Here is a 22,914-nt window from a genome sequence, read left to right on the forward strand (position 1 = left end):
CTGATCATAATTGCACAAATAAATGCTCTGACTAGGAGTGGAGTACATATATAGACACTACAAAAAATATTGTTCTTGATTTCCTCAAAATAAAATTTTATGAATTTTGTCGGATGTGTATTGATACAAAAAATGATATTGTGCGTAATCTTATTAAAGAGACCTGATTTATTGAGCTGAACGCATTCCTAATAACCTTGCAAAGCATTTTTTCACTACGAATCTATAAGGAAAAAGTTTGTGCAAAAAAACACTCCATCAATTAGTTTTTCTCCTTTCCCTGCGTCACGCAAAATTTATCGACAGAGCCTTCTCTTTCCTAATGTACACGTACCATTCCGTGAAATTTCTCTGACAGATAATAGTCATGAAGAAACTTTGACGATTTATGATACTTCAGGTCCTTATACCGATGAAAATGCGACTATTGATATTACAAAAGGATTACCTGCCATTAGCACACCCTGGCTATCTGAGCGTTCTGACATTGAATCCTATCCAGCACGATTAATTCAACCTGCAGATAATGGTTTTACTCATGATAAAAATCTTGCACCAACTTTTGAACAAACTCGTCCCGTTTTTCGCGCAAAAAATAATAAAGCAGTCACACAAATGGCTTATGCACGTGCAGGTATTATTACTGCAGAAATGGAATATGTTGCTATACGTGAAAATGAAGGTTTGGTAGCAAAAGATCAAAAAAAAATATCGGGAGAAACATTCGGCGCATCAATACCAGAAACCTATACTGCAGAATTTGTTCGCAATGAAATTGCCTGCGGACGAGCTATTATTCCTCACAATATCAATCATCCAGAATGCGAACCAATGATTATTGGTCGTAATTTTCGTGTTAAAATTAATGCTAATATTGGTAATTCAGCAGTTACTTCATCCATGGCAGAAGAAGTTGAAAAGATGGTTTGGGCCATTCGTTGGGGCGCAGATACAGTTATGGATCTTTCAACAGGTCGTAATATTCATAATATTCGTGAATGGATTATTCGCAATTCTCCTGTTCCTATTGGGACTGTCCCAATTTATCAAGCGCTTGAAAAAGTACATGGTATTGCTGAAAATTTAACATGGGATGTTTTTCGCGATACCTTAATTGAACAAGCAGAACAGGGTGTTGATTATTTTACTATTCACGCAGGATTAAGATTGCCCTTCATCCCCTTAACGATTAATCGCGTAACAGGTATTGTTTCACGAGGTGGTTCTATTATGGCTAAGTGGTGTCTGCATCACCATAAAGAAAATTTTTTATATGAACATTTCGATGAAATTTGTGACATTGCACGCATGTATGATGTCTCTCTTTCATTAGGAGATGGATTGCGTCCAGGCTCTCTTGCGGATGCAAACGATGAAGCCCAATTTGCTGAACTTGAAACTTTGGGAGAACTAACAAAAGTTGCATGGGAAAAAGATGTACAGGTTATGATTGAAGGACCTGGTCATGTACCAATGCATAAAATTAAAGAAAATATGGAAAAACAACTAACCCTCTGCCACGAAGCACCCTTTTATACTTTAGGCCCTCTTACAACTGACATTGCTCCTGGATATGACCATATCACATCGGCTATTGGTGCCGCTATGATTGGTTGGTTTGGTACTGCCATGCTTTGCTATGTAACACCTAAAGAACATCTAGGACTACCAGATAAAAATGATGTAAAAACCGGGGTGATCACTTATAAAATCGCAGCTCATGCTGCTGATCTTGCTAAAGGCTTGCCTGGAGTGCAATTACGCGATAATGCCCTCTCACGTGCACGATTTGATTTTCGGTGGCGTGATCAATTTAATCTTTCCCTTGATCCAGATACCGCATGCTCCTTTCACGATGAAACAATGCCTAAAGAGGCCCATAAATTAGTGCATTTTTGCTCTATGTGTGGACCTAAATTCTGTTCAATTCGTATTTCCCATGATATCCGTGATGCAGCAACAAAAAGAAAAGAAGAAGGTATGATTGCTATGGCTGAAAAATATAAAAAAAGCGGTGATCTCTACATAGAAAATGCTCACTCTAGAAAAGAGAAAGCAAACAATTGAAAAATATTCTTATCAAAGGCGCAGGTGTAGGGGGCTTAACAGTTGCTTTTATGCTACAACAAAAAGGTATCCCTATCACTGTATCTGCGCCTCCCCATTCTCCTATAGGAACTGCAAGCTGGTATGCAGGAGGTATGTTAGCACCTCACTGTGAAAAAGAAAGTTCTGAACAAATTATCGAAGATCTTGGTATACAAGCTATGCAATGGTGGAAAGAAACACTTCCTAATATTGTAGAACAAAAAGGTACTTTGGTCGTTGCTCCTACGCGAGATATAGCAGAGCTCGAACGATTTTCAATGCGTACAAATAATCATAAAATCATAGATAATACAGAAATAACACATATTGAACCCGATCTTGCTGGACGTTTTAACCGTGCACTTTTTTATGAAACTGAAGCACACATTGATCCACGCAAAGCACTGATCACTTTAAAAGAAATTCTTATAAAAAATGGAGCCTGTTTTGTTGATATAGGAATATCCGAAGAGAATTTTAATACTATCATTGATGCAACAGGAATAGCACGTTTAGGAAAAGATAAAAATATACGAGGAGTTCGCGGTGAGATGCTTCTAGTGCGCAGCACAGATATTAAAATTTCTCGTCCAATTCGTCTTCTCCACCCACGTATTCCACTCTATGTAGTCCCTAGACCAAATAATATCTTTATGATTGGAGCAACAATGATTGAAAGTGACTTTAGTGGTGCTATCTCGGCAAGATCAATGATGGAATTTCTCAACGCAGCTTATACTCTCCATCCTGCCTTTGCTGAAGCAGAAATTATTGAATCCGGCGTTGGCGTTCGTCCCTGCTATCCTAATAATTTACCTTATGTTCATAAACATGATAATCATATCTTTATTAATGGATTTTATAGACATGGTTTTCTTTTATCTCCAGAAATGGCAAAACAAGGGGTAAAATTAGCGTTGGAATAAAGCATGAAAATATCTGTTAACGGTGAAATAATTGAAACAAAAGCAACCTATCTTAATTTACTTCTTGATGAATTAGGTTATGAAGGTAATTGGCTAGCAACGGCTGTTAATTCTGAAGTTGTTTCTCTTGATGAACGAAGCCAATTTGTTTTGCATGAAGGAGATAGAATTGAAATTCTAAGCCCAATGCAAGGAGGCTAAAACGATGTTGAATTTTTATGGACGTGAATTTTCTTCCCGCCTTTTGTTAGGTACAGCTCAATATCCCTCACTAGAAGTTCTCCGTAAAGCTATTCATAAATCTGGTACAGAAATTGTAACAATTTCATTACGCCGAGAAACTGCAGGGGGAAAACAGAGTGGACAATTTTGGCAATTTCTTAAAGAACTTGACATAACTGTACTTCCCAATACTGCCGGCTGTTATACTGTTAAGGAAGCTGTCACAACAGCTCAATTATCACGAGATCTCTTTAAAACACCTTGGATTAAACTGGAAGTTATTGGTAATTCAGATACATTACAGCCAAATGTTTTTTCTTTAGTTGAAGCAGCACAAATTTTAAATAATGAAGGCTTTCAAATTTTTGCCTATACAACAGATGATCTTATTGTTGCTGAAAAACTCTTTGAAGTTGGCTGCCGTGTCATTATGCCTTGGTGTGCGCCTATTGGATCTGCTAAAGGTCCTCGTGATACTGATGGATTACGTTCTATCCGTGCGTATCTTCCTGATCTTACTCTTGTTATCGATGCTGGCATTGGACGTCCATCGCATGCTGCCATTGCTATGGAACTTGGCTATGATGCAGTACTCCTCAATACAGCTGTTGCTAAAGCGGGTGATCCTGTATTAATGGCTGAAGCATTTTCTAAAGCTATTATAGCAGGACATATCGGTTACAAAGCAGGCCTCCTTAAAGCACGCAATGTAGCAGTGCCTTCAACACCAGTTATCGGCAAAGCAATATTCTCATGAAACTTGACCCATTTTATCCCATTGTTGATAGTGCAGATTGGGTTGAACGTTTAGTTCCCTTTGGAATTAAGCTGATACAACTACGCATAAAAGATAAAGATACAGAAACAATCATTCAACATATAAAACGAGCAAAGAATATATGTGATAAATTTAAAGTCCAATTAGTCATTAACGATTATTGGAAAATAGCCATTGACGAAAAATGTGATTTTATTCACCTTGGACAAGAAGATTTAAAAAGTGCTGACATTTTGGCAATCCGTAAAAGTGGTATAAAATTTGGTCTTAGCACTCATGATGAACACGAACTAGATATCAGTTTATCTATCTCTCCCGAATATATTGCACTTGGTCCCATTTATCCAACAATTTTAAAAAAAATGAAATGGGCTCCACAAGGACTAGAAAAAATCAAGCAATGGAGAAAGAAAATTGGTTCTTTGCCTTTAATAGGTATTGGTGGTTTAACACCAGAACGCGCAATAAGTATTTTAAAAATTGGAGCAAATAGCGCTGCTGTTGTCACTGATATTATTTTAAATAAAAAGCCCGAAGAACGTGTCCAACAGTGGATAAAGGTGACTCAAGCATGGCGCTAATGCCTTCTATACTTATTGTTGCAGGTACCGATCCAACAGGAGGAGCCGGTATTGCTCGTGATATAGAAACAGCAACACATTTTCAAACAAAAGCAAGTTTAGCAATCACAGCTGTCAACGTACAAGATAACAACCATGTTGCTGAAATTGTACCCATGAGTAAAGAAACTATTTCTGCACAAATGCGTATTGCCCTTAAAAATAACTCAATACATGCAATCAAAATCGGTATGACAGGAACCCAAGCAATTATAGAAGGAATCTGTGATATCTTAAAAGATTATCATCATATTCCAACCATTCTTGATCCTGTACTCATCGCCTCATCAGGGGGGCAGCTTACCACAGAAACAATCACAGATATTATGCTCAATAAACTGCTTCCTCATATTGATCTTTTAACACCCAATATGGCAGAGCTTTCTCTTCTCAGTAAAAGCCCTTTGGCTTCTAATCATGAAGAAGCAATCCACCAAGCACAAAGACTTCTTTCATTTGGTCCACGCCATATATTAATAAAAGGCGGACATACCGAAGGTAATTTTGCAACAGACAGCTTAATTAATAAAACTGAAATTATAAATATTTCCTCTCCGCGTTTAAAAGGAACGATGCGTGGAACAGGTTGCATCCTTTCAAGTGCTATTGCTGCAAATCTAGCATTAAAACAATCGATGATTGAAGCCATAAAAAATGCTAAAGCGTACACTTACACATTGCTTCTAAAGCATTGTAAAAAGGATCATTAAAAATCTAATACCATTCCATTTTCTGAGAGTATACTGAACTTCTATTTACAATAAACATATTATAAATCTTGAAGAATAATTCTTCTTAGTTTATTGATTGATAGATCAGTATAAAGCAAAAAGCAAAATGTCAGAAAAAAATAAAGATGTAATCTCCAATGAAGATCTACTCAGCTTCTACAAAGAAAGTGGTGTTGATGCTGCGCTTACTGACGTTCCTATTGATCACTTTAATCAAGCTGCCTCTTTAGAACCGCAATTAAACCAAGCACACGATATCCCCTATTATAAAAAAATATCTCCAACCATAAAATCGCATACTCTTGCACTTGATAATCCAGACAAAACACAACCTGTACTCTCAGCTGTAGAGATAGCAAAAAGTGCTCAAACTCTTGATGAGTTGAAATCCGCCCTTCTTTCTTTTAATGGTTGCTCATTAAAACTAACAGCCAAAAATACCTGTTTTTCTGATGGAACAGCAGGAAGTCCTCTTATGCTCATAGGTGAAGCTCCAGGACGAGAAGAAGATATACAAGGAATTCCATTTGTAGGAAAAGCAGGCATACTACTCAACAAAATACTCGCATCAATTGGTCTCTCAAGACAAAATGTTTACATAGCAAATACTATTCCCTGGCGTCCACCAGGAAACCGCACACCAACACCACGCGAAGTTACATTATGTCGCCCTTTTATTGAACGTCAAATTTTATTAGCCAAGCCTCGTATTCTTATAGCACTAGGAAGCACTGCCGCACAATTCTTTACGGGAATTCAGAGTGGCATTATTCGAATAAGAGGAAAATGGCTTACTTATGAAAATGAAGATCTTCAAATCCCTGTTATGCCAACTTTTCATCCCGCTTATCTTTTAAGGACGCCTAGTCAAAAAAAGCTTACATGGATGGACTTTTTAGAAGTAAAAAACCGTTTAAATAATCTTTAGTCATTTTTAAATTCTGCCTTTTCTTAAGCAATAAGCAGCCTTTCAACAAATTATACTCTCCAAATATAGCAAGGGAAACAATTATGCAGCAAGAAACAATTCCTGTTTATCATTTAGAAGATTACCAACCAACACCCTATGCTATACCTAAAACACAACTTAATTTTTGTCTGAATCCAACAAAAACTGTCGTTAAAGCGACATTGTCTATTGAACCGCGTCAACATACAAAAGAATTAACACCTCTCGTACTTTCTGGTGACGAACTGACATTAATTTCTGTTGCTATCAATGGCGAAGAATTAGCTAAAAATGCTTATAAAAGCACTCCTTCGAACCTAGAAATTATTGCTCCTCCTGCAACTTCTTTCACATTACAAATAGTGACAGAATTAAACCCCGAAAGTAATCGTCAACTTATGGGACTTTATCTTTCAAACGGTGTTTATTGCACACAATGCGAAGCAGAAGGTTTTCGTCGCATAACTTATTTTTATGACCGTCCTGATATTCTTTCTACCTATTCAGTAAAAATTACAGCAGATTCTCAGACGATTCCAATCTTGCTTTCTAATGGTAATCTCATTGAAACAGGCATCCTTGAAAATAATCGGCATTTTGCTGTTTGGGAGGATCCTTATCCAAAACCATCTTATCTTTTTGCTTTAGTTGGTGGAAATCTTGACCAACTTGAAGATCATTTTATCACAGCATCTGGACGGCCTGTTAAACTTGGTATCTATGTAGAAAAAGGTAAAGCTAAACAAGCAACCTATGCCATGGATGCCCTCAAACGTTCCATGCGTTGGGATGAACAATGTTTTGGCCGTGAATATGATCTAGATGTTTTTAATATTGTTGCTGTCTCTGATTTCAATATGGGCGCAATGGAAAACAAAGGTCTTAACATCTTTAATGATAAATATATCCTTGCAGATCCCGAAACAGCAACAGACAAAGACTATAGAAATATTGAACGTATCATTGCACATGAATATTTTCACAATTGGACTGGTAATCGTATTACCTGTCGTGACTGGTTTCAACTTTGTTTAAAAGAGGGATTAACTGTCTACCGTGATCAGGAATTTTCTGCAGATCAAAATATACGCAGTCTGCAAAGGATTGAAAACATAAAAATGTTGAAAGCTACACAATTTCCTGAAGACGCTGGTCCTCTTTCTCATCCTGTACATCCTCGTCAATATAGTCAAATCAATAATTTTTATACTACAACTATCTATGAAAAAGGTGCAGAAGTAGTGCGTATGATACGGACTATCTTAGGTCCTGTGCTCTTTCGTAAAGGTATGGATCTCTATTTTCAACGCCATGATGGACAAGCGTGTACTATTGAAGATTTTATCGCTTGTTTTGCTGAAGTATCGGATCAAGATTTCTCACAATTTATGCTATGGTACGAACAGGCAGGTACTCCTCATGTGAAAATTGATAGCCATTATAATGAAGGTACTTTAACAATTCATGCACAGCAACATATTCCACCAACGCCACAACAAAATAATAAAAAACCCATGCTGATCCCTATTGCCTTTGGTCTATTAGGAAGTGAGGGACAATCACTCATCTACGAAAGTGATACAACTATTCAATCAGATATTATGTTGCTTTCTAAGGAATCTCAAACCTTTCAATTAAAAGGACTACCTAATAAACCTATTTTATCACTCCTACGAGATTTTTCTGCTCCCATTATTTTACAAACTCCATTTAACGAAAACGAACTGATTTTTCTTGCTCAAAATGATAGCAATCAAGTCAATCGTTGGCAGTCACTGAATATTCTCATAACCCAAGCTCTTATTCAAGTCATTCAAGATAAAACAGCTGAAAAAGCAACCATGCCCTCTAATTTACTAGAGCTGATTAAAACCATCATCAAAGATGAAAACCTAGAACCGGAATTTCGAGCATTTTGTTTAAATTTACCAAGCGAAAGTGAACTTGCACATACAATCGGTCAAAATGTTGATCCAGATCGAATACACTATGTACGTAATCAATTTTTAGCTTCTATTGCACACACCCATCAAGAACTTTTCACAGAATTCTACGTACAAATGCAGGTACAAGAATCTTATTCACCAAATGCTGAGCAAACTGGAAAAAGAGCATTACGCAATATCATCTTAGACTATCTCTCTATTGCTGAAGCTAATCCAGAGCGCGCTGCCACACAATATGCCACATCTGATAATATGACAGATCGCATTGCCAGCATAACGATTTTAGTACAACGCTTTAACACAAGCAAACAAGCACAAAATGCTTTAAATGATTTTGAAAATCGATATTATCATAATCCTTTAGTCATGGATAAATGGTTTGCAATTCAAGCAATGGTTGCAGGAGCATCAACACTTGACTGCGTTCAAAAACTCACAAAACATCCGCTTTTTTCACAAGATAATCCTAATAGAGTACGTGCTTTGATTGGCACTTTTGCTTCTGGGAACCAAACAGGTTTTAACAGGATTGATGGAGCATCTTATCATTTTCTATGCCAAACTATTTTAGAAATTGACCCTAAAAATTCACAACTTGCTTCACGGTTATTAACAATTATGCGCTCTTGGAGACAATTGGAACCTATTCGACAGAAAAAACTCGAATCTGCATTAAAAACAATTGCAGCAGCAGAAAAATTATCAAGCGATGTAACAGATATCATCAATCGTACACTTGCTTAAAATAAAAATATTTATAATTAAATTATTGTAATATTGCTCTATTAATTAATCAAATTTAGTTCTTCTGCAGCTCTCATAACAATAAGCCTATAAATAGCTATTTTAGCCTATTTATAGGTAATATTAAAGTTCTTTTAATTTTCATAATTTATACTCATCAGAGTAAAATTATTCTTTTTTTTAAAAAAAGACTAGACAGAAGACTCTTGTTTTGATTCATTAGGCTTACTGAATTGTTATGAGTACCAAAACAGTTTTCTAGTTACATTATTCATGATTAGAGGATCCCAGAAATGGCTAAATTGGACGTGTATAACGCGGCCACAAGAATGCATTCTGATTCAAAACCAAGCGCTTCAAATCGCAGGGTAGGAGTAACACGTATTTCTAATTCAATTTACCAAAAACTCCTCTTTATCGAACCTTGGTTGCGACGTTCTATTCCATTCGCCATTATTATATCTTTGATTGTGTTAGCAACAATACGCTTTGCGTCACTTTATGACTGGCGCCATACAATTGATAAGAATGCGCGTTCCATACTTTCTCTTTTATCTTCCTCTATAGTAAATAAAATCGATCATGATTTACTGGCTTTTACTCAGCAAAAAAAAGTAGCCTCTCTTTCTCCTAATCATTTACAAAATATTCTAATAACCTTTCATCATCACAGCTCTACTCATATCAATCCTATGATAGCTATCCTTGATCGCAATGGAAATATACTAGCTTCGTCTAATTCAGAAATAATTTCAGGGGAGTCTTTACAGGATTTTATTTCTGGGAATATCATTTCATGGCCTCTCAAAAAAAACACTGGCATCATACCAATTACAATAGAACAAGAACCTGCTCTCGCTTCATTCAGCCAAACAGACAGTGGCCAATATGGAGTATTCATTAGTGCAACAAAAAAACATATCTATACGGAATGGGAAAAAAAGTTCTCATTAAATATAACTTTACTGATAGGAACAGTGAGTATTATTTTAGTTCTTCTCTATGCCTACTATAATCAAGTCACACGAGCACGTAATACAGATTTGATTTCAGAAAAAATTCAAAATCGCATTGATATGGCTATGATGCGGGGACGTTGTGGATTATGGGATTGGAATATGGCGAGTGGACGGGTTTATTGGTCACGAGCAATGTATGAAATGCTTGGCTATGAACCTCAAAATGCACTCCTATCAATTTCTCAAATTACTGCTATCATTGATCCAAAAGATGCAAATTTTTTTGAACTCGCTCAAGAATTAATGGAGAGTAAAAAAAAACATATCGATATTAATGTACCTATGCGTCACGCTGAAGGTCATTATGTATGGATGCGCATTCGCGCCGAAGTAACCGATGAAGAAGAACCTCACTTAGTTGGTATTTCCTTTGATATTAGTGAACAACATCAATTTGCTGAACAAACTGCACAAGCTGACCTTCGTATCCGTGATGCGATTGAAAATATTTCTGAATCTTTTGTCTTATGGGATTCAGAAGGACGTCTAGTTATGTCTAACAGCAAATTTTGTGAATATGCTGCTATCCCTAAACAAATGCTACAATCAGGAATTGAACGTGCAACTGTTGAAGCCATGTCACGTCCTGCTATCAGTGAATATCCTCTTAAGATAGATGAATCTGGTAACTTAACGAGTATTCGTCAAACTGCAAATGGCTACTGGCTTAAAATTAATGAAAGACGCACACAAGATGGAGGGCTTGTTTGTGTTGGCACTGATATCTCTGAACTTAAACAACAACAAGAAAAATTTGAAGATAGTGAAAGACGACTTTTTTCATTCATTCAAGAGCTGAAACGTGCTCGAGGCAATGCTCAACAACGTGCTACAGAAGTTGAAAAGCTTAATAAAAGCCTGCAAGAAGAAAAAGAGCGAGCCGAAAGTGCTAACAAAGCTAAATCAGAATTTTTAGCCAATATATCCCATGAATTGCGTACTCCTCTTAATGCTATTCTTGGTTTTTCAGAAATCATGTTACAATCTACCTTTGGTCCTCTCGGTTCACAACGCTATAAAGAATATATGCACGATATTCATAATTCAGGAACCCATCTTCTTACTCTTATCAATGATATTCTTGATATGTCAAAAATCGAAGCTGGAAGATTTACCCTTGACCGTAAAAATATCAACCTTGAGCCAATCATCAGTGAAACAATTCGTACACTAACGCCACAAGCACAAGCGAAAAAGATTTCTCTTACAACAAATATTGAACAAAAACTTCATGCTGATGTTGATTGTCGCGCTATGAAACAAATTTTTCTTAATCTTATCTCAAATGCTGTTAAATTCACACCTTCTGGTGGCAGCATTGATATCCGTGCTTTCCAGAAAAATAACAACCTTATCTTTAGTATTAAAGATACAGGTGTTGGTATTCCCCAAGAAGCAATCAAAAAACTTGGACAACCTTTTGAACAAGTTGAAAATCAATTTACCAAAACCCACCCTGGTTCAGGTCTTGGACTAGCTATATCTCGTTCTTTATTAGAACTACATAAAGGAAAACTAGAAATCACTTCTAAAGAAGGAAAAGGCACAATTGTAACGATTATAATGCCAATTCAACAAAATTAAATCTTTAATATCGTTCACGTTGTAGCAAAATTTGTTTGCGCTGAATACCCCAACGATAACCAGAAAGAGCACCATTCTTTCGGATTACACGATGGCAGGGGATCACTAATGCCAATTCATTACATGCACATGCATTAGCAACAGCACGGTACGCTTTTGGCATACCAATACTTTGCGCTAACTCTTTATAAGAAATTGTTTCTCCACATCGTATTTCACATAATGCAGCCCAAATTTTTTTTTGAAAAACTGTGCCATTGATATCGAATAGTAAATTGTGATGTTTTACCAACTTAGGAGTTTCAACCATCGCTACAATACATGCTATTTCTTGATTCAACACATTATCATTAATATTGTATTTTATATTGGTAAAACGCGTTCCTAATTCCTGTAATAATTGTTCAGTTGAATCGCCTAAAGCAATATAACAAATACCCTTATGAGATTTAGCTACCAAAAGACTCCCTATAGATGTCTTTCTTGCCGTCACAATAATCGTATCTTGCCTACTCTTGTTTTTACGCTTTTCCATTATACTTTGTGACATCTTTAAATTCATAGGAATCTCCTACAAATTAAATCTTCACCCATAAAAAATGACCTTATTCCAATGAACTCTAAACTTCTCGTATGAAAATCTAATGTAAACCCAAATATTTAATCCTAGGAATAAAGTTTGTCATTAACTTATAATGAAAGACAAACTTCTCTACTTTAGTAAGGGCACTAAACCTCATCTCAATCTTATTGCAGATAAATACGGATGCAATAAGTAAAAAGAAAATCATAATCTTACTTATTATACTTAAAAGTATTGTACGTTAAAATGATAAACATATTTAATATATTGAGCATACTTCTCAGAAAAATAAATACTATAACAGCATATAATTTGATAAAATTTACTTTTTCTCCCTTTTCTCCTTATTACAGATCTATTTTCTTCTGAAGCAATTTAAACACGCATAACACGTCTACATCTATAGTCTTATTTTAACTTTTTCTTGCATCACAATAGGATATAGAAGAGATCCCTGAAAATTTGTCTCTTTCAACATTTGCATGAATCTCTATAATGTGTAAGGTACATAGTCATCATAAAATATACAACGATTATATATCTTCAGCATAGCTTACTTATTTCTTGTATTGTATCAATTCTCACCATACGTGTAATACTATAACCTTTGAGCTAAAATTTTACATATAAAATGATACATATATTAAATTGAACAGAGAAATAAATTATAAAAATATTATTAGTGATCGCTTTCTGTGAGTAGAAAATAATTGCTTAAAAGGAAGCTTATCCGTGTAATAAACTCACCTGCTTTATTGATTGACAATCAAAAAAGCTTTTCTGAGTTTATTAATCAAAAAAAATAAAGCATAGTATAATATTCATAGTTTATTTTAACATACATTCATTTGTATACTAAAAAATCAACGTATGATTTTACTTAAAAAACATTCTATCTAGCGTCCCATAACTTGTGTAAAAATTGTACGCACTGATTGTCCTATTTCTTCAATTAATTTTTCAACACGTGGCAAATCAGGCTCGCCAATACTACGTAGCAAAAGATCGCTCAACCCAGGTGGCATATCATCAGGATTAAGAGCCTCATTTAAGCAAAGACGTATAATCTGACTTAAATTGTTATAAAGACAATAAGCGTAATGTAAATCAGCAATCAATGATTGACTTAGAAAATCGAGTGGTAAACGAGAAAGAATATCAGCTGTAGTCGCTCCAATTTGAAAATCAATGACATGAGTTATAAGAGCAAATTGAGCAATAAATTCAAGATCCATAATACCACCAGGTAGAGTTTTTAAATCCCATCGATTTGCCGGTGGTTTTTCTTTTTCAATTAAAGCACGCATTTCAAGCACTTCTTTTGCAACCTTCTTTTTATCACAAGGAAGTGCAATAATTTCCCTTACTTCATTTTCCAATTTTTGCAAAAAATCAGCATCTCCAGCTATACCCCTTGCACGGGTTAAGGCAAGATGTTCCCATATCCAAGCTTCCTGGCGTTGATATTTTCTAAAAACCTGAAAGGGAACAGCTATAGGCCCTTTATTGCCCAATGGCCGTAGTCTTAAATCAACAGTATAAAGAACTCCTTGATTTGTAGAAGTAGATAAAGCAGAAACAAAACGTTGTGTTAAACGGGTATAATATTGAGAAACATAGAGTGGCTTTTCTCCATCAGACATTTCTACATTTTCGTCATGCTCATACAGTAAAATAAGATCGACATCTGATCCTGCTGTTAATTCACAGCTTCCCAGCTTACCCATACCCAATATGCCAATACGTCCCCCTTTGATATGGCCATGATGACGAAAAAATTCTTCCTGAACAGCAGTAAGCGTTTTTGCAATCATGAGATCAGCGAGCGCAGTAAAAGCAAAACCTGCTCTATCTCCATTAATTGTACCATTCAAAAGCCGAATACCAATCAAAAAACGCTGTTCACCAGCAAAAATCCTTAGATGATCAAGAATTTCTTCATAAGAAGTGACACCTTCAAGAAAATATTGCAAACGATTTTCTAAATAATCTTTTGTTGGCAATTCTGAAAAAATTTTAGGATCCAGCATCCCATCAAAAACGTGTGGTGTACGTGTAATAATCTCGGCAAGCCGTGGTGCAGCACCCATAATACAAACCAACATATCTAAAAGGGGCGGATTTGACTGCAATAAGCTAAAAAGCTGTATCCCTGAAGGCAAGCCTTGCAAAAAACTATCAAAACGCAACATTGCCTCATCTGCTCTTTTGGTCGCACCAAAAGCCTTTAAAAGTGCTGGTGTAAGCTCTGTTAATCTTTCACGCGCTTCAGCAGATTGAGTGGCCCTATAACGCCCACAATGCAACGTACGCATAATACGACAAATATCGCTTGCCCTTTTAAAACCTAAACGACTTAATGTAATAAGTGTTTCAGGGTCATCCTCCTCACCTGTGAAAACCAAGTTACCCATTTCCAAGCCAAGTTCTTGCTCGTGCTCAAACAACGCAGCATAATGTTCTTCCACTATCAGAAGTGTTTCTAACAAATCACGAATAAAACAGTGACTCTCTTGATATCCCATCAAATACGCAACGCTCGTAAATCGCGTAACTTCTTCTGGCAAAACATGCGTTTGTTCATCTGCAATCATTTGAATACAGTGTTCAACATTACGTAAAAAAGCATAGCTTTTTATAAGGCTATCTTTAATTTCCTCTCCGATCCAACCAAGATTGCAAAGCTCTGCTAACATTTCAACTGTTTTACGTCCACGTAATTGAGGTAAGCGTCCTCCAGCAATTAACTGTTGTGTTTGCACGAAAAATTCAATTTCACGAATACCCCCTCGTCCCAATTTGATATTATGACCATAAGCAGCAATTTGCCCATAATTTTTATAAGCATGGATTTGGCGTTTAATAGAATGAATATCAGCAATAGCTGCATAGTCTAAATATTTGCGCCATACATAAGGAGAAAGTTCTTTAAGAAAATTAAAACCTGCATCAATGTCGCCCGCTACTGGACGTGCTTTAATCATAGCTGCACGTTCCCAATTTTGACCACGCCCTTCATAATAACGCAGAGCAGCTCTAATAGGTAACGCCAAAGGTGTTGAACCTGGATCTGGTCGGAGTCGCAAATCGAGCCGAAAAACATATCCTTCGGCAGTACGCTCTTGAATGATACGGATTAATCGGCGCACCATTTTTGAAAATATATCAACACTTTCATAGGAATCTCCCACATGAGATGACATTTCATCAATTAAAATAATCAGATCAATGTCAGAGGAATAATTAAGTTCTTCAGCGCCAAATTTCCCCATCCCTAAAACAATTAAACCACAATCTTTCTCTGGTATATCACGATTAGCTAAACGTATTTTTCCACAATCATGAGCTTCTCTCAAAAGAAAACGTAAAGCTGCACCTAATGCTGCTTCACCAAGACGTGTCAGCCATGCGCAAGAAACCTCATAAGTAAAAACACGACTTAAATCAGCTAAAGCAATCAGAGTGTGCGCTTCTCTTTTCTTGCACCTTAAAGCCGCCATTAATGAAGTTTCATGAATCATTTCAGCTCTATCAACGGCAGCAATATCTTCTACAATTTCACTGAGCCTTGTTTCTATATCTGTAGTCAATAAAGGACTAAGATAAGAGGGATTTGCAATCAAAACTCCACGTAAAAAAGGAGATAAAGTCATGACTGCGCAGATAAAATCAACTTGCTCTCCTCCACCTACAATATAGGAAACCAATGGTTCTAAATTTTCTTTTCTTGCTTGTTCTTCAATATCTTTCAACCATTGTGAACCACTCTCATCAAGAGGACGTAAAGGAAAAAGCCGTGTTTTTAAAAAAGCTGTCTTCATCTGCATTCCATCAAGAAAGCATTTTAGTTTTCATTCTATTTTATTGCATAACAAAATTAGAAAAAGGCAATATCTATAAAATAAACAAGCAATAACAATATTAAGGAAATAATAAAACAGCTTTCAATCCTGGATTTGCGTTTTCAAGTAACAATTCGCCCCCATGAAGTTTCATAACAGCTTTTGTTATACTTAAACCAATACCAAAACCAGGTTGTGTGCGGCTTTCTTCAAGACGAACAAACCGTTCTATCACTTTTTCACGTTTATCTTCTGCTATTCCTGGACCATTATCACTAACTACAACGCGCAAACGTCCTCCATCATCCTCCATTGACAAAGAAACCTCTGCCTTTTTTTCACCTATAGATGCATATTTGATTGCGTTATCAATAAGATTTAAAATTGATTGTGTAATAAGTTCACGATTCAGCTTGAGCTCTTTATCAAAAGTATGTCCCAATCGAAGCGAAACACCAGCTTCTTCAGCAAAAGGTTCATAAAATTCAACCGCATTTTCAAGAATCAATTTTATATTCGTTATTTCAAGATTCTCAATTGAGCTACCTGCTTCAATACGTGAAATCATTAAAATAGCACTAAAAGTACGAATAAGATAATCTGATTCAGCAATAACATCATCCAGAGCCTGCCGATATTCAAACTCTGTTTTCTTTCCTACAAGTGCTTCTTCGGCACGATTTCTGAGACGAGTTAGTGGTGTCTTAAGATCATGAGCAATATTATCTGACACCTGACGCAAACCAGTATTTAATTCTTCAATACGATCTAACATAACGTTAAGATTAACTGACAATCGATCAAACTCATCACCGGCTCCAGAAACGGGTAAGCGCCCACTAAAATCACCATTCATCAAACGCTGTGATGCAGCTGTTACACGATCAATCCTTTGTAATGCGCGCCGACCAATAAAAAACCATATTAACAAAGCACCTCCAACCATTGCTGCAAGAGCAATCATAACGGCTTTACGAATAACTGTTACAAAACGTTCCGGTTCATCTAAATCTCGCCCAACAAGAAGTTTCATAGCATTGGGTAAATCAATAATAGCCGCTAAAGCACGATGTTTATTTTGTTCATTTATCTGGCCATTTTCTCCAAAGCGTGAATACAAAAAAGAATGAGAAAGAAAGCCATTAGATTGAAGAATCCCAGGTTCTATGTGCGCAACATTCCCTGCCAAAATACGACCCGTTGGATCAGTGACAAGATAAAGAAAAGCCCCTGGTTGACGTGAACGATAATCAATAGTACGCATTAATATAGGCAACCCACCATAATTATAAGCACTCTCGATATACCTTAATTCTTCACGTAAAGCTTGTTCCGTTTGGTCTGTCAGTAATGAAATAGCGAATGCTGTCATATAAAGAGAAAGTCCCGCCGCAACTAATCCAAAAAGCAAAATATAAAGCGCAGAAAGCCTCACTGCAGTCGTACGCATCATGTTGATTAAACGGTTCATATTTTCTTTTCTGGTGCCTTTAGCATATATCCTGCTCCACGAACTGTATGCAAAAGGGGAACATCAAAATCTTTTTCAATCTTTGCTCTTAAACGAGATATATGAACATCAATAACATTTGTTTGCGGATCAAAATGGTAATCCCAAACATTTTCTAAAAGCATCGTACGAGTAACGACCTGTCCAGAGTATCGCATTAAATACTCCAGTAAACGAAATTCACGCGGTTGCAATATAATGTTCTTGTCACCACGCTTCACTATATGTGCTAATCGATCAAGTTCGAGATCGCCAACACAATAAACAGTTTCTGCTTCCTTCGGATTTTTTCGCCTTCGTAAAACTTCAACACGCGCAAGCAGTTCAGAAAAAGCAAAGGGTTTTGTCAGATAATCATCTCCACCCGCACGCAAACCAGTTACACGATCATCAACCTGACCTAAAGCAGAAAGAATAAGAACTGGTGTTTCGATGCCTTTTGCACGCAACTCAGTAACAATAGAAAGACCGTCACGATATGGAAGCATGCGATCAATAACCATCACATCATAATTTACCGTCTCAGCAAAAGTATACCCCGTATCTCCATCATAAGCAATGTCAGCTGTATGTCCTGCCTCCAAAAAGGCTTTCTCGAGATAACGCCCTGTCTCACGATCATCTTCGATAATGAGTATCTTCATAAACGCATCTCCATTATTTTATTCAATGATTGATGAAACAGAAACCTTAGTCAGTTTCTGTTTCACTTCTTATAAATGTTATTTTTTTAGAATTGGAAGGGCAATAAAACGATTCTGATCATTTGTTCGCACTTGTAACAATATCGCATTTCTCCCTAGTTTTTTTGCATCTTTGATTGCATCAGTAATATCAGATGCTTTTTTGACAGGCCTATTATTAACCGTTACGATGACATCACCAGGACGTACTCCCCTATCAGCTGCATCTGCATCTGAGTCCACATCCGTTACAACCAATCCTACACCATCATCAGAAGGAGCTACAATCAAACCATAATCTTCTAACGTTTCATCTGAATTACCATGTTCACTTGAATATTTTCCTTTTTCTCGCTGTCCCTCATCTGCTGGCATGGAATCAAGCTTAACCTTAATACTTTCCTCTTTACCCGATCTCCAAATTCCTAAAGTAACAGTTTCTCCAGGCTTAGTATTTGCAATACGCTTTGCTAGATCACGTGCATCATTAATTTTTTCGCCATTAACTGCAATAATTACATCCCCTGCTTTAACGCCAGCCTTTGCTGCTGGCCCTTTGAGCGGATCAGTAATTAAAGCACCTTTAGATTCTTTGAGACCAATTGAATCAGAAATTTCTTTTGTAACAGCCTGAATTTGCACACCGATCCAACCTCGCTGAACAGAACCTTTTTCCATAAGTTGTTTCACAACCTGTTTTGCTGTTGCTGAAGGAATAGCAAAAGCAATACCAACATTCCCACCAGAGGGAGAATAAATTGCTGTATTAATTCCAACAACTTGTCCATTAAGATTAAACGTTGGCCCCCCAGAATTACCACGATTAACAGCAGCATCAATCTGAATAAAATCGTCATAAACACCAGCACCAATATCACGTCCACGCGCAGAAACTATACCCGCTGTTACAGTTCCACCAAGGCCAAATGGATTCCCGACAGCCACTACCCAATCTCCCACATGGATTGTCGAATCATCTGCAAAATCAACGTATGGAAACTTCCGTTTATCATTTACTTTTAATACCGCAAGATCAGTTCGGGGATCTGCTCCAATAAGTTTTGCCTCAAGTTCTGTACCGTCATCGAGAATGACAGCATAGCTCGTTCCCTCCGCAATGACGTGATGATTGGTAACAATATAACCATCAGAAGAGGTAAAAAAGCCAGATCCAAAGGCAATAGGACGAAATTTACGCGAACGATTCAAAGGCTTATTATTAGGAAGAGCATGATTATAAAAATCTTTAAAAAATCTTTTCAAAGGATGTTGATCTGGCAACTGATCAATCCCTGGACTGCTAAAAAAATTACTAAAGAAACGCTCTTCTTTCTTAGCATTACTCTTCACTTGCACAGAAACAACAGCTGCTTTTACTTTAGATACAACATCTGCAAATCCTTGTTGTTGTACTGAAGGAACAAATACAGGATTCGCATAGGTATTTGTCACCCAAAAGCTTGATCCGGTAAAAAACATCGTACTTGCTAAAAATACAGAACAACTTACTGCTGTTAACATCATACGAAAATTTGATCTGATCATTTTTTATGCTCCTACTCAGTAATATTTTAACCATACTGTAATTAACAATAAAACAGTAAATATTACTGTTTTCTGTCTAAATTATTAAAGTTTTGTAAAGTTGATGATAAATAACATTCAGATGAAATAAATCTAAACTATCCGTTTAAATCCCTCACTTTTCTTTATCCATATAATATCCATTTTAATTTCAACAATATTATGAATCGCTTCTATTAATGAGCATCAAAAGAAATGGGTGTTTTTCTGCTTGCCCACCTTATTCGAAATAAAATGAAACTTACACCAATAATAATGATGATCAGAGGTGATAACCATAAAAACCATGTTGTTTTATTAAATGGGGGTGTTAGTAAAATAAATTCACCATATTGTTCAACAAGAAAATCAATAACCTGCTGATTATTATCACCTGCTTTCAAGCGCTCACGAACTAAAAGACGTAAATCACGTGCTAAGGAGGAATTTGAATCATCAATTGTTTGATTTTGACAAACTGGACAACGCAAATAGGATGAAATATCACGCGCGCGCCCTTCGAGTATTGGATCCATTAAAATCTCATCTGGCTCTACCGCTCCCACTAATTGCATAGAAAAAATGAGAATAAAGAATGTAAAAATCCAAAAGAAAAGCTTCCTCATCTTGATCCCTTTATAATCGATTGCACCCAACCTACACGCATCCAATGATTTAAAAGAGAAAAGCCTCCTCCTATCGCCATCATGAACGCACCAAACCAAATACATATCACATACGGTTTCCACCATATATGCACGACAAGCCCTTGATCATTTATACGACCAGGAGCAATATAAAACTGAGAAAAGCCATGATTTTGAATACCAACTTCCGTCGTCGATCTATTTTGGCTTGAATAAAAACGTTTCGATGCTGTCACATTACTTATCACATTTTTATTCTCGTATATTTTAAAATCGAATTGTATCGCTGAATAATTCGAACCTGCAATATTATGAACTTCATCAAAACGAATAGTCTTATCAGCTATCGTAACTGTCTCTCCTACTTGCATAATTAAAATACGTTCTTGCCCAAAAGTTGCAACCCAAATAATGCCGAATAATGTAACTCCTAATCCCATATGAGCCAACGCTGCACCAAAAACAGATAATGGTAATCCTAAAAATCTCTTAACCCGAACCCTAAAAGACACCTTATGATAACCACTTTTGTTCCAAAGATCAGCCAAACCACCCAAAAAAACAAAAACTGCTAATCCAATCCCTAAAGCAGCAAAAATATCACGTAAAGAATCTACATAAAATGTTATAAAACACGCTACACAAGCCAGTGCAAAAACACACCACAATCGCTCAAAAACTGCAAAAAAATCGCTACGTTTCCAAGCCATCATCGTGCCAAATGGAACAAATAACAAAAGTACTATCATTAAAGATCCAAATGTAAGATTAAAAAAAAGAGCACCCACAGAGATTTTTTGCCCTGTTAATGCCTCGAAAAAATAAGGGTAGAGTGTACCAATTAAAACTGTGGCTGTTGCTGTTGTAAGAAGTAAATTATTTAAAATAATAAAACCTTCACGCGAAATTGGATGAAAAAGTCCCCCTGTTTTCAAAATAGGCATCCGTATAACAAAAAGAAGAAAAGCTCCTCCCGTGAAAAAAAACAAAATAGCAAGAATTGCCTTCCCACGTGCTGGATCAACAGCAAAACTATGCACAGACATCAAAAGACCTGAACGAACAAGAAAAGTTCCCATAAGAGAAAGAGAAAACGTAAGAATAGCTAAAAATAAGGTCCAGCTTCTCAATAAGTTTCGTTTTTCAAAAACAATCACCGAATGTAAAAGAGCAGTTCCCGAAAGCCAAGGCATTAATGAAACATTTTCAACTGAATCCCAAAACCAGTAACCACCCCAACCTAATTCATAGTAAGCCCAATAAGACCCAACGGTAATGCCAATTGTCAAAAAAATCCATGCAAGCAAAACCCATGGTCGTATCCAACAAGCCCAAATCTTATTAATATATCCTATAATCAATGCAGCTATTGCAAAAGAAAAACAAACCGAAAAACCAACATAGCCCAAATAAAGAAGTGGGGGATGAATTGCTAAAGAAATATCCTGTAACACAGGATTAAGATCATTTCCCTGCAATACCGGTGAATGAACACGTACAAATGGATTAGACATAAAGAGAATAAACAAAAGAAAAGCACTTATGATCCAACTTTGGCAACTTAAAACTAATGCTTTAAACTGTTCTTGTAATTGTGGAGAAAATAATGCAATCAATGTACTAAAAAAGGCTAAAAGCAAAACCCATAATAACATTGATCCTTCATGGTTACCCCACACACCAACGATTTTATAAAGCATTGGCTTTTCTGAATGAGAATTCTCAACAACATTAAGAACAGAAAAATCAGATACAATATAAGCGTAAACAATAATCAAAAAAGATAAGAGCAATAATATAAAAATGATATATGTTAGCGGTACTGCTAATTGCATCAATAAACGCTTTTTTTGTAAAACCCCAAAAGTTGGTAAAAATGCCTGCAACAAACTAACTGCCAATGCTGCCGCTAAAAAAAGATGACCCAATTCAACGAGCACAATCGAATTGTCCCTTCATATTCTGACATTTATTTACGCGATCAGCCATTTCTTTAGACATATAAGTCTCATCATGTTTTGCCAAAATACGCGTACCTATAAAAATTCTTTGTTTATTGAAATATCCTTCCACAATAACGCCTTGTCCTTCGCGAAAAAGATCCGGTAATATACCAGTAAAAATAACCTTTTCATGTTTTAGATTATCAGTTACAAAAAAGGTAACTTGCATATTTCCACTGTATTCAACAGTTCCTTTTTCAACAAAACCACCTAAACGTAAGGAACGACCCGTTAAAATATCTTCTCTTGTAATTTCAGATGGCATTCGAAAAAAATTGACTGTATTACGGATCATATACAACATGAAACCGGTAACAATTGCTATAATAAAAAGACATGATAAAACCATAAGTAGTCTATTTTTTTTTTGCGTCTTCAAAACAAGCTCAAGTGAAAAAGAATCCTTTAAAGGTGCACTGTTCATGGCCTACTCATGAAAAATATTTTCATTAATGTGTATTGTATACATGCCCTAT

17 protein-coding genes are annotated in these 22,914 nt (G+C 36.2%); 9 read left to right on the forward strand and 8 right to left on the reverse strand.

Annotated elements, in window-relative coordinates; all coding sequences use genetic code 11:
* Positions 1–240 precede the first annotated feature (240 nt).
* The 9 genes from thiC (at position 241) to Bho11B_RS05925 (ending at position 11,607) form a co-directional block, all read left to right on the forward strand.
* Positions 241–2,067, forward strand: coding sequence for a phosphomethylpyrimidine synthase ThiC (gene thiC / locus Bho11B_RS05885; RefSeq protein WP_078673892.1), 1,827 nt, complete (start codon positions 241–243; stop codon positions 2,065–2,067).
* A complete protein-coding gene (locus Bho11B_RS05890) occupies positions 2,064–3,014 on the forward strand; it encodes an FAD-dependent oxidoreductase (protein ID WP_035007052.1) in 951 nt (316 codons plus the stop codon). The genes thiC and Bho11B_RS05890 overlap by 4 nt, the downstream gene beginning before the upstream one ends.
* 3 nt (positions 3,015–3,017) lie before the next feature.
* Complete coding sequence (thiS, locus tag Bho11B_RS05895) at positions 3,018–3,215, forward strand: sulfur carrier protein ThiS (protein ID WP_035007049.1); 198 nt, start codon at positions 3,018–3,020, stop codon at positions 3,213–3,215.
* 4 nt (positions 3,216–3,219) lie between these two features.
* On the forward strand, positions 3,220–3,993 hold the full coding sequence (locus tag Bho11B_RS05900) for a thiazole synthase (protein ID WP_035007047.1): 774 nt from the start codon (positions 3,220–3,222) through the stop codon (positions 3,991–3,993).
* Positions 3,990–4,595, forward strand: coding sequence for a thiamine phosphate synthase (locus tag Bho11B_RS05905; RefSeq protein ID WP_035007045.1), 606 nt, complete (start codon positions 3,990–3,992; stop codon positions 4,593–4,595). Before Bho11B_RS05900 ends, Bho11B_RS05905 begins: the two co-directional genes overlap by 4 nt.
* Complete coding sequence (locus Bho11B_RS05910) at positions 4,586–5,344, forward strand: hydroxymethylpyrimidine/phosphomethylpyrimidine kinase (protein WP_035007044.1); 759 nt, start codon at positions 4,586–4,588, stop codon at positions 5,342–5,344. Before Bho11B_RS05905 ends, Bho11B_RS05910 begins: the two co-directional genes overlap by 10 nt.
* A gap of 127 nt (positions 5,345–5,471) precedes the next feature.
* Positions 5,472–6,293, forward strand: coding sequence for a uracil-DNA glycosylase family protein (locus Bho11B_RS05915; protein WP_078673893.1), 822 nt, complete (start codon positions 5,472–5,474; stop codon positions 6,291–6,293).
* A gap of 83 nt (positions 6,294–6,376) precedes the next feature.
* A complete protein-coding gene (gene pepN, locus Bho11B_RS05920) occupies positions 6,377–9,004 on the forward strand; it encodes an aminopeptidase N (protein ID WP_078673894.1) in 2,628 nt (875 codons plus the stop codon).
* Between the two features lie 293 nt (positions 9,005–9,297).
* Complete coding sequence (locus Bho11B_RS05925; RefSeq protein WP_078673895.1) at positions 9,298–11,607, forward strand: ATP-binding protein; 2,310 nt, start codon at positions 9,298–9,300, stop codon at positions 11,605–11,607.
* 4 nt (positions 11,608–11,611) lie between these two features.
* On the opposite strand, the gene Bho11B_RS05930 is transcribed toward Bho11B_RS05925, so the two are convergent.
* From Bho11B_RS05930 to ccmE, 8 genes are all read right to left on the reverse strand, one after another.
* On the reverse strand, positions 11,612–12,169 hold the full coding sequence (locus tag Bho11B_RS05930; protein WP_078673896.1) for a methylated-DNA--[protein]-cysteine S-methyltransferase: 558 nt from the start codon (positions 12,167–12,169) through the stop codon (positions 11,612–11,614).
* 917 nt (positions 12,170–13,086) lie between these two features.
* Complete coding sequence (locus Bho11B_RS05935; protein WP_078673897.1) at positions 13,087–16,011, reverse strand: bifunctional [glutamine synthetase] adenylyltransferase/[glutamine synthetase]-adenylyl-L-tyrosine phosphorylase; 2,925 nt, start codon at positions 16,009–16,011, stop codon at positions 13,087–13,089.
* 100 nt (positions 16,012–16,111) lie between these two features.
* On the reverse strand, positions 16,112–17,503 hold the full coding sequence (locus Bho11B_RS05940; protein ID WP_035007038.1) for an ATP-binding protein: 1,392 nt from the start codon (positions 17,501–17,503) through the stop codon (positions 16,112–16,114).
* A complete protein-coding gene (locus Bho11B_RS05945) occupies positions 17,500–18,186 on the reverse strand; it encodes a response regulator transcription factor (RefSeq protein WP_035007037.1) in 687 nt (228 codons plus the stop codon). Before Bho11B_RS05945 ends, Bho11B_RS05940 begins: the two co-directional genes overlap by 4 nt.
* Positions 18,187–18,264: 78 nt before the next feature.
* Complete coding sequence (locus tag Bho11B_RS05950) at positions 18,265–19,770, reverse strand: Do family serine endopeptidase (protein ID WP_035007035.1); 1,506 nt, start codon at positions 19,768–19,770, stop codon at positions 18,265–18,267.
* A gap of 215 nt (positions 19,771–19,985) precedes the next feature.
* Positions 19,986–20,414, reverse strand: coding sequence for a cytochrome c-type biogenesis protein (locus Bho11B_RS05955; RefSeq protein ID WP_035007034.1), 429 nt, complete (start codon positions 20,412–20,414; stop codon positions 19,986–19,988).
* Positions 20,411–22,375, reverse strand: a complete 1,965-nt coding sequence (locus Bho11B_RS05960) for a heme lyase CcmF/NrfE family subunit (protein ID WP_035007032.1) — start codon at positions 22,373–22,375, stop codon at positions 20,411–20,413. Before Bho11B_RS05960 ends, Bho11B_RS05955 begins: the two co-directional genes overlap by 4 nt.
* Entirely contained in the window at positions 22,365–22,862 is a 498-nt protein-coding gene (gene ccmE / locus Bho11B_RS05965; RefSeq protein WP_035007030.1) for a cytochrome c maturation protein CcmE, read from the reverse strand. The genes Bho11B_RS05960 and ccmE overlap by 11 nt, the downstream gene beginning before the upstream one ends.
* Positions 22,863–22,914 lie beyond the last annotated feature (52 nt).

This window comes from Bartonella sp. 11B, assembly GCF_002022625.1.
In the GTDB taxonomy this organism is placed as follows: Bacteria; Pseudomonadota; Alphaproteobacteria; order Rhizobiales; family Rhizobiaceae; genus Bartonella; species Bartonella rochalimae.

Coding starts and splice junctions, on each gene's coding strand:
- thiS (WP_035007049.1), top strand. CDS start 3,018: ATGAAAATATCTGTTAACGGTGAAATAATTGAAACAAAAGCAACCTAT.
- Bho11B_RS05900 (WP_035007047.1), top strand. CDS start 3,220: ATGTTGAATTTTTATGGACGTGAATTTTCTTCCCGCCTTTTGTTAGGT.
- Bho11B_RS05905 (WP_035007045.1), top strand. CDS start 3,990: ATGAAACTTGACCCATTTTATCCCATTGTTGATAGTGCAGATTGGGTT.
- Bho11B_RS05910 (WP_035007044.1), top strand. CDS start 4,586: ATGGCGCTAATGCCTTCTATACTTATTGTTGCAGGTACCGATCCAACA.
- Bho11B_RS05915 (WP_078673893.1), top strand. CDS start 5,472: ATGTCAGAAAAAAATAAAGATGTAATCTCCAATGAAGATCTACTCAGC.
- pepN (WP_078673894.1), top strand. CDS start 6,377: ATGCAGCAAGAAACAATTCCTGTTTATCATTTAGAAGATTACCAACCA.
- Bho11B_RS05925 (WP_078673895.1), top strand. CDS start 9,298: ATGGCTAAATTGGACGTGTATAACGCGGCCACAAGAATGCATTCTGAT.
- Bho11B_RS05930 (WP_078673896.1), bottom strand. CDS start 12,169: ATGAATTTAAAGATGTCACAAAGTATAATGGAAAAGCGTAAAAACAAG.
- Bho11B_RS05935 (WP_078673897.1), bottom strand. CDS start 16,011: ATGAAGACAGCTTTTTTAAAAACACGGCTTTTTCCTTTACGTCCTCTT.
- Bho11B_RS05940 (WP_035007038.1), bottom strand. CDS start 17,503: ATGAACCGTTTAATCAACATGATGCGTACGACTGCAGTGAGGCTTTCT.
- Bho11B_RS05945 (WP_035007037.1), bottom strand. CDS start 18,186: ATGAAGATACTCATTATCGAAGATGATCGTGAGACAGGGCGTTATCTC.
- Bho11B_RS05950 (WP_035007035.1), bottom strand. CDS start 19,770: ATGATCAGATCAAATTTTCGTATGATGTTAACAGCAGTAAGTTGTTCT.
- Bho11B_RS05955 (WP_035007034.1), bottom strand. CDS start 20,414: ATGAGGAAGCTTTTCTTTTGGATTTTTACATTCTTTATTCTCATTTTT.
- ccmE (WP_035007030.1), bottom strand. CDS start 22,862: ATGAACAGTGCACCTTTAAAGGATTCTTTTTCACTTGAGCTTGTTTTG.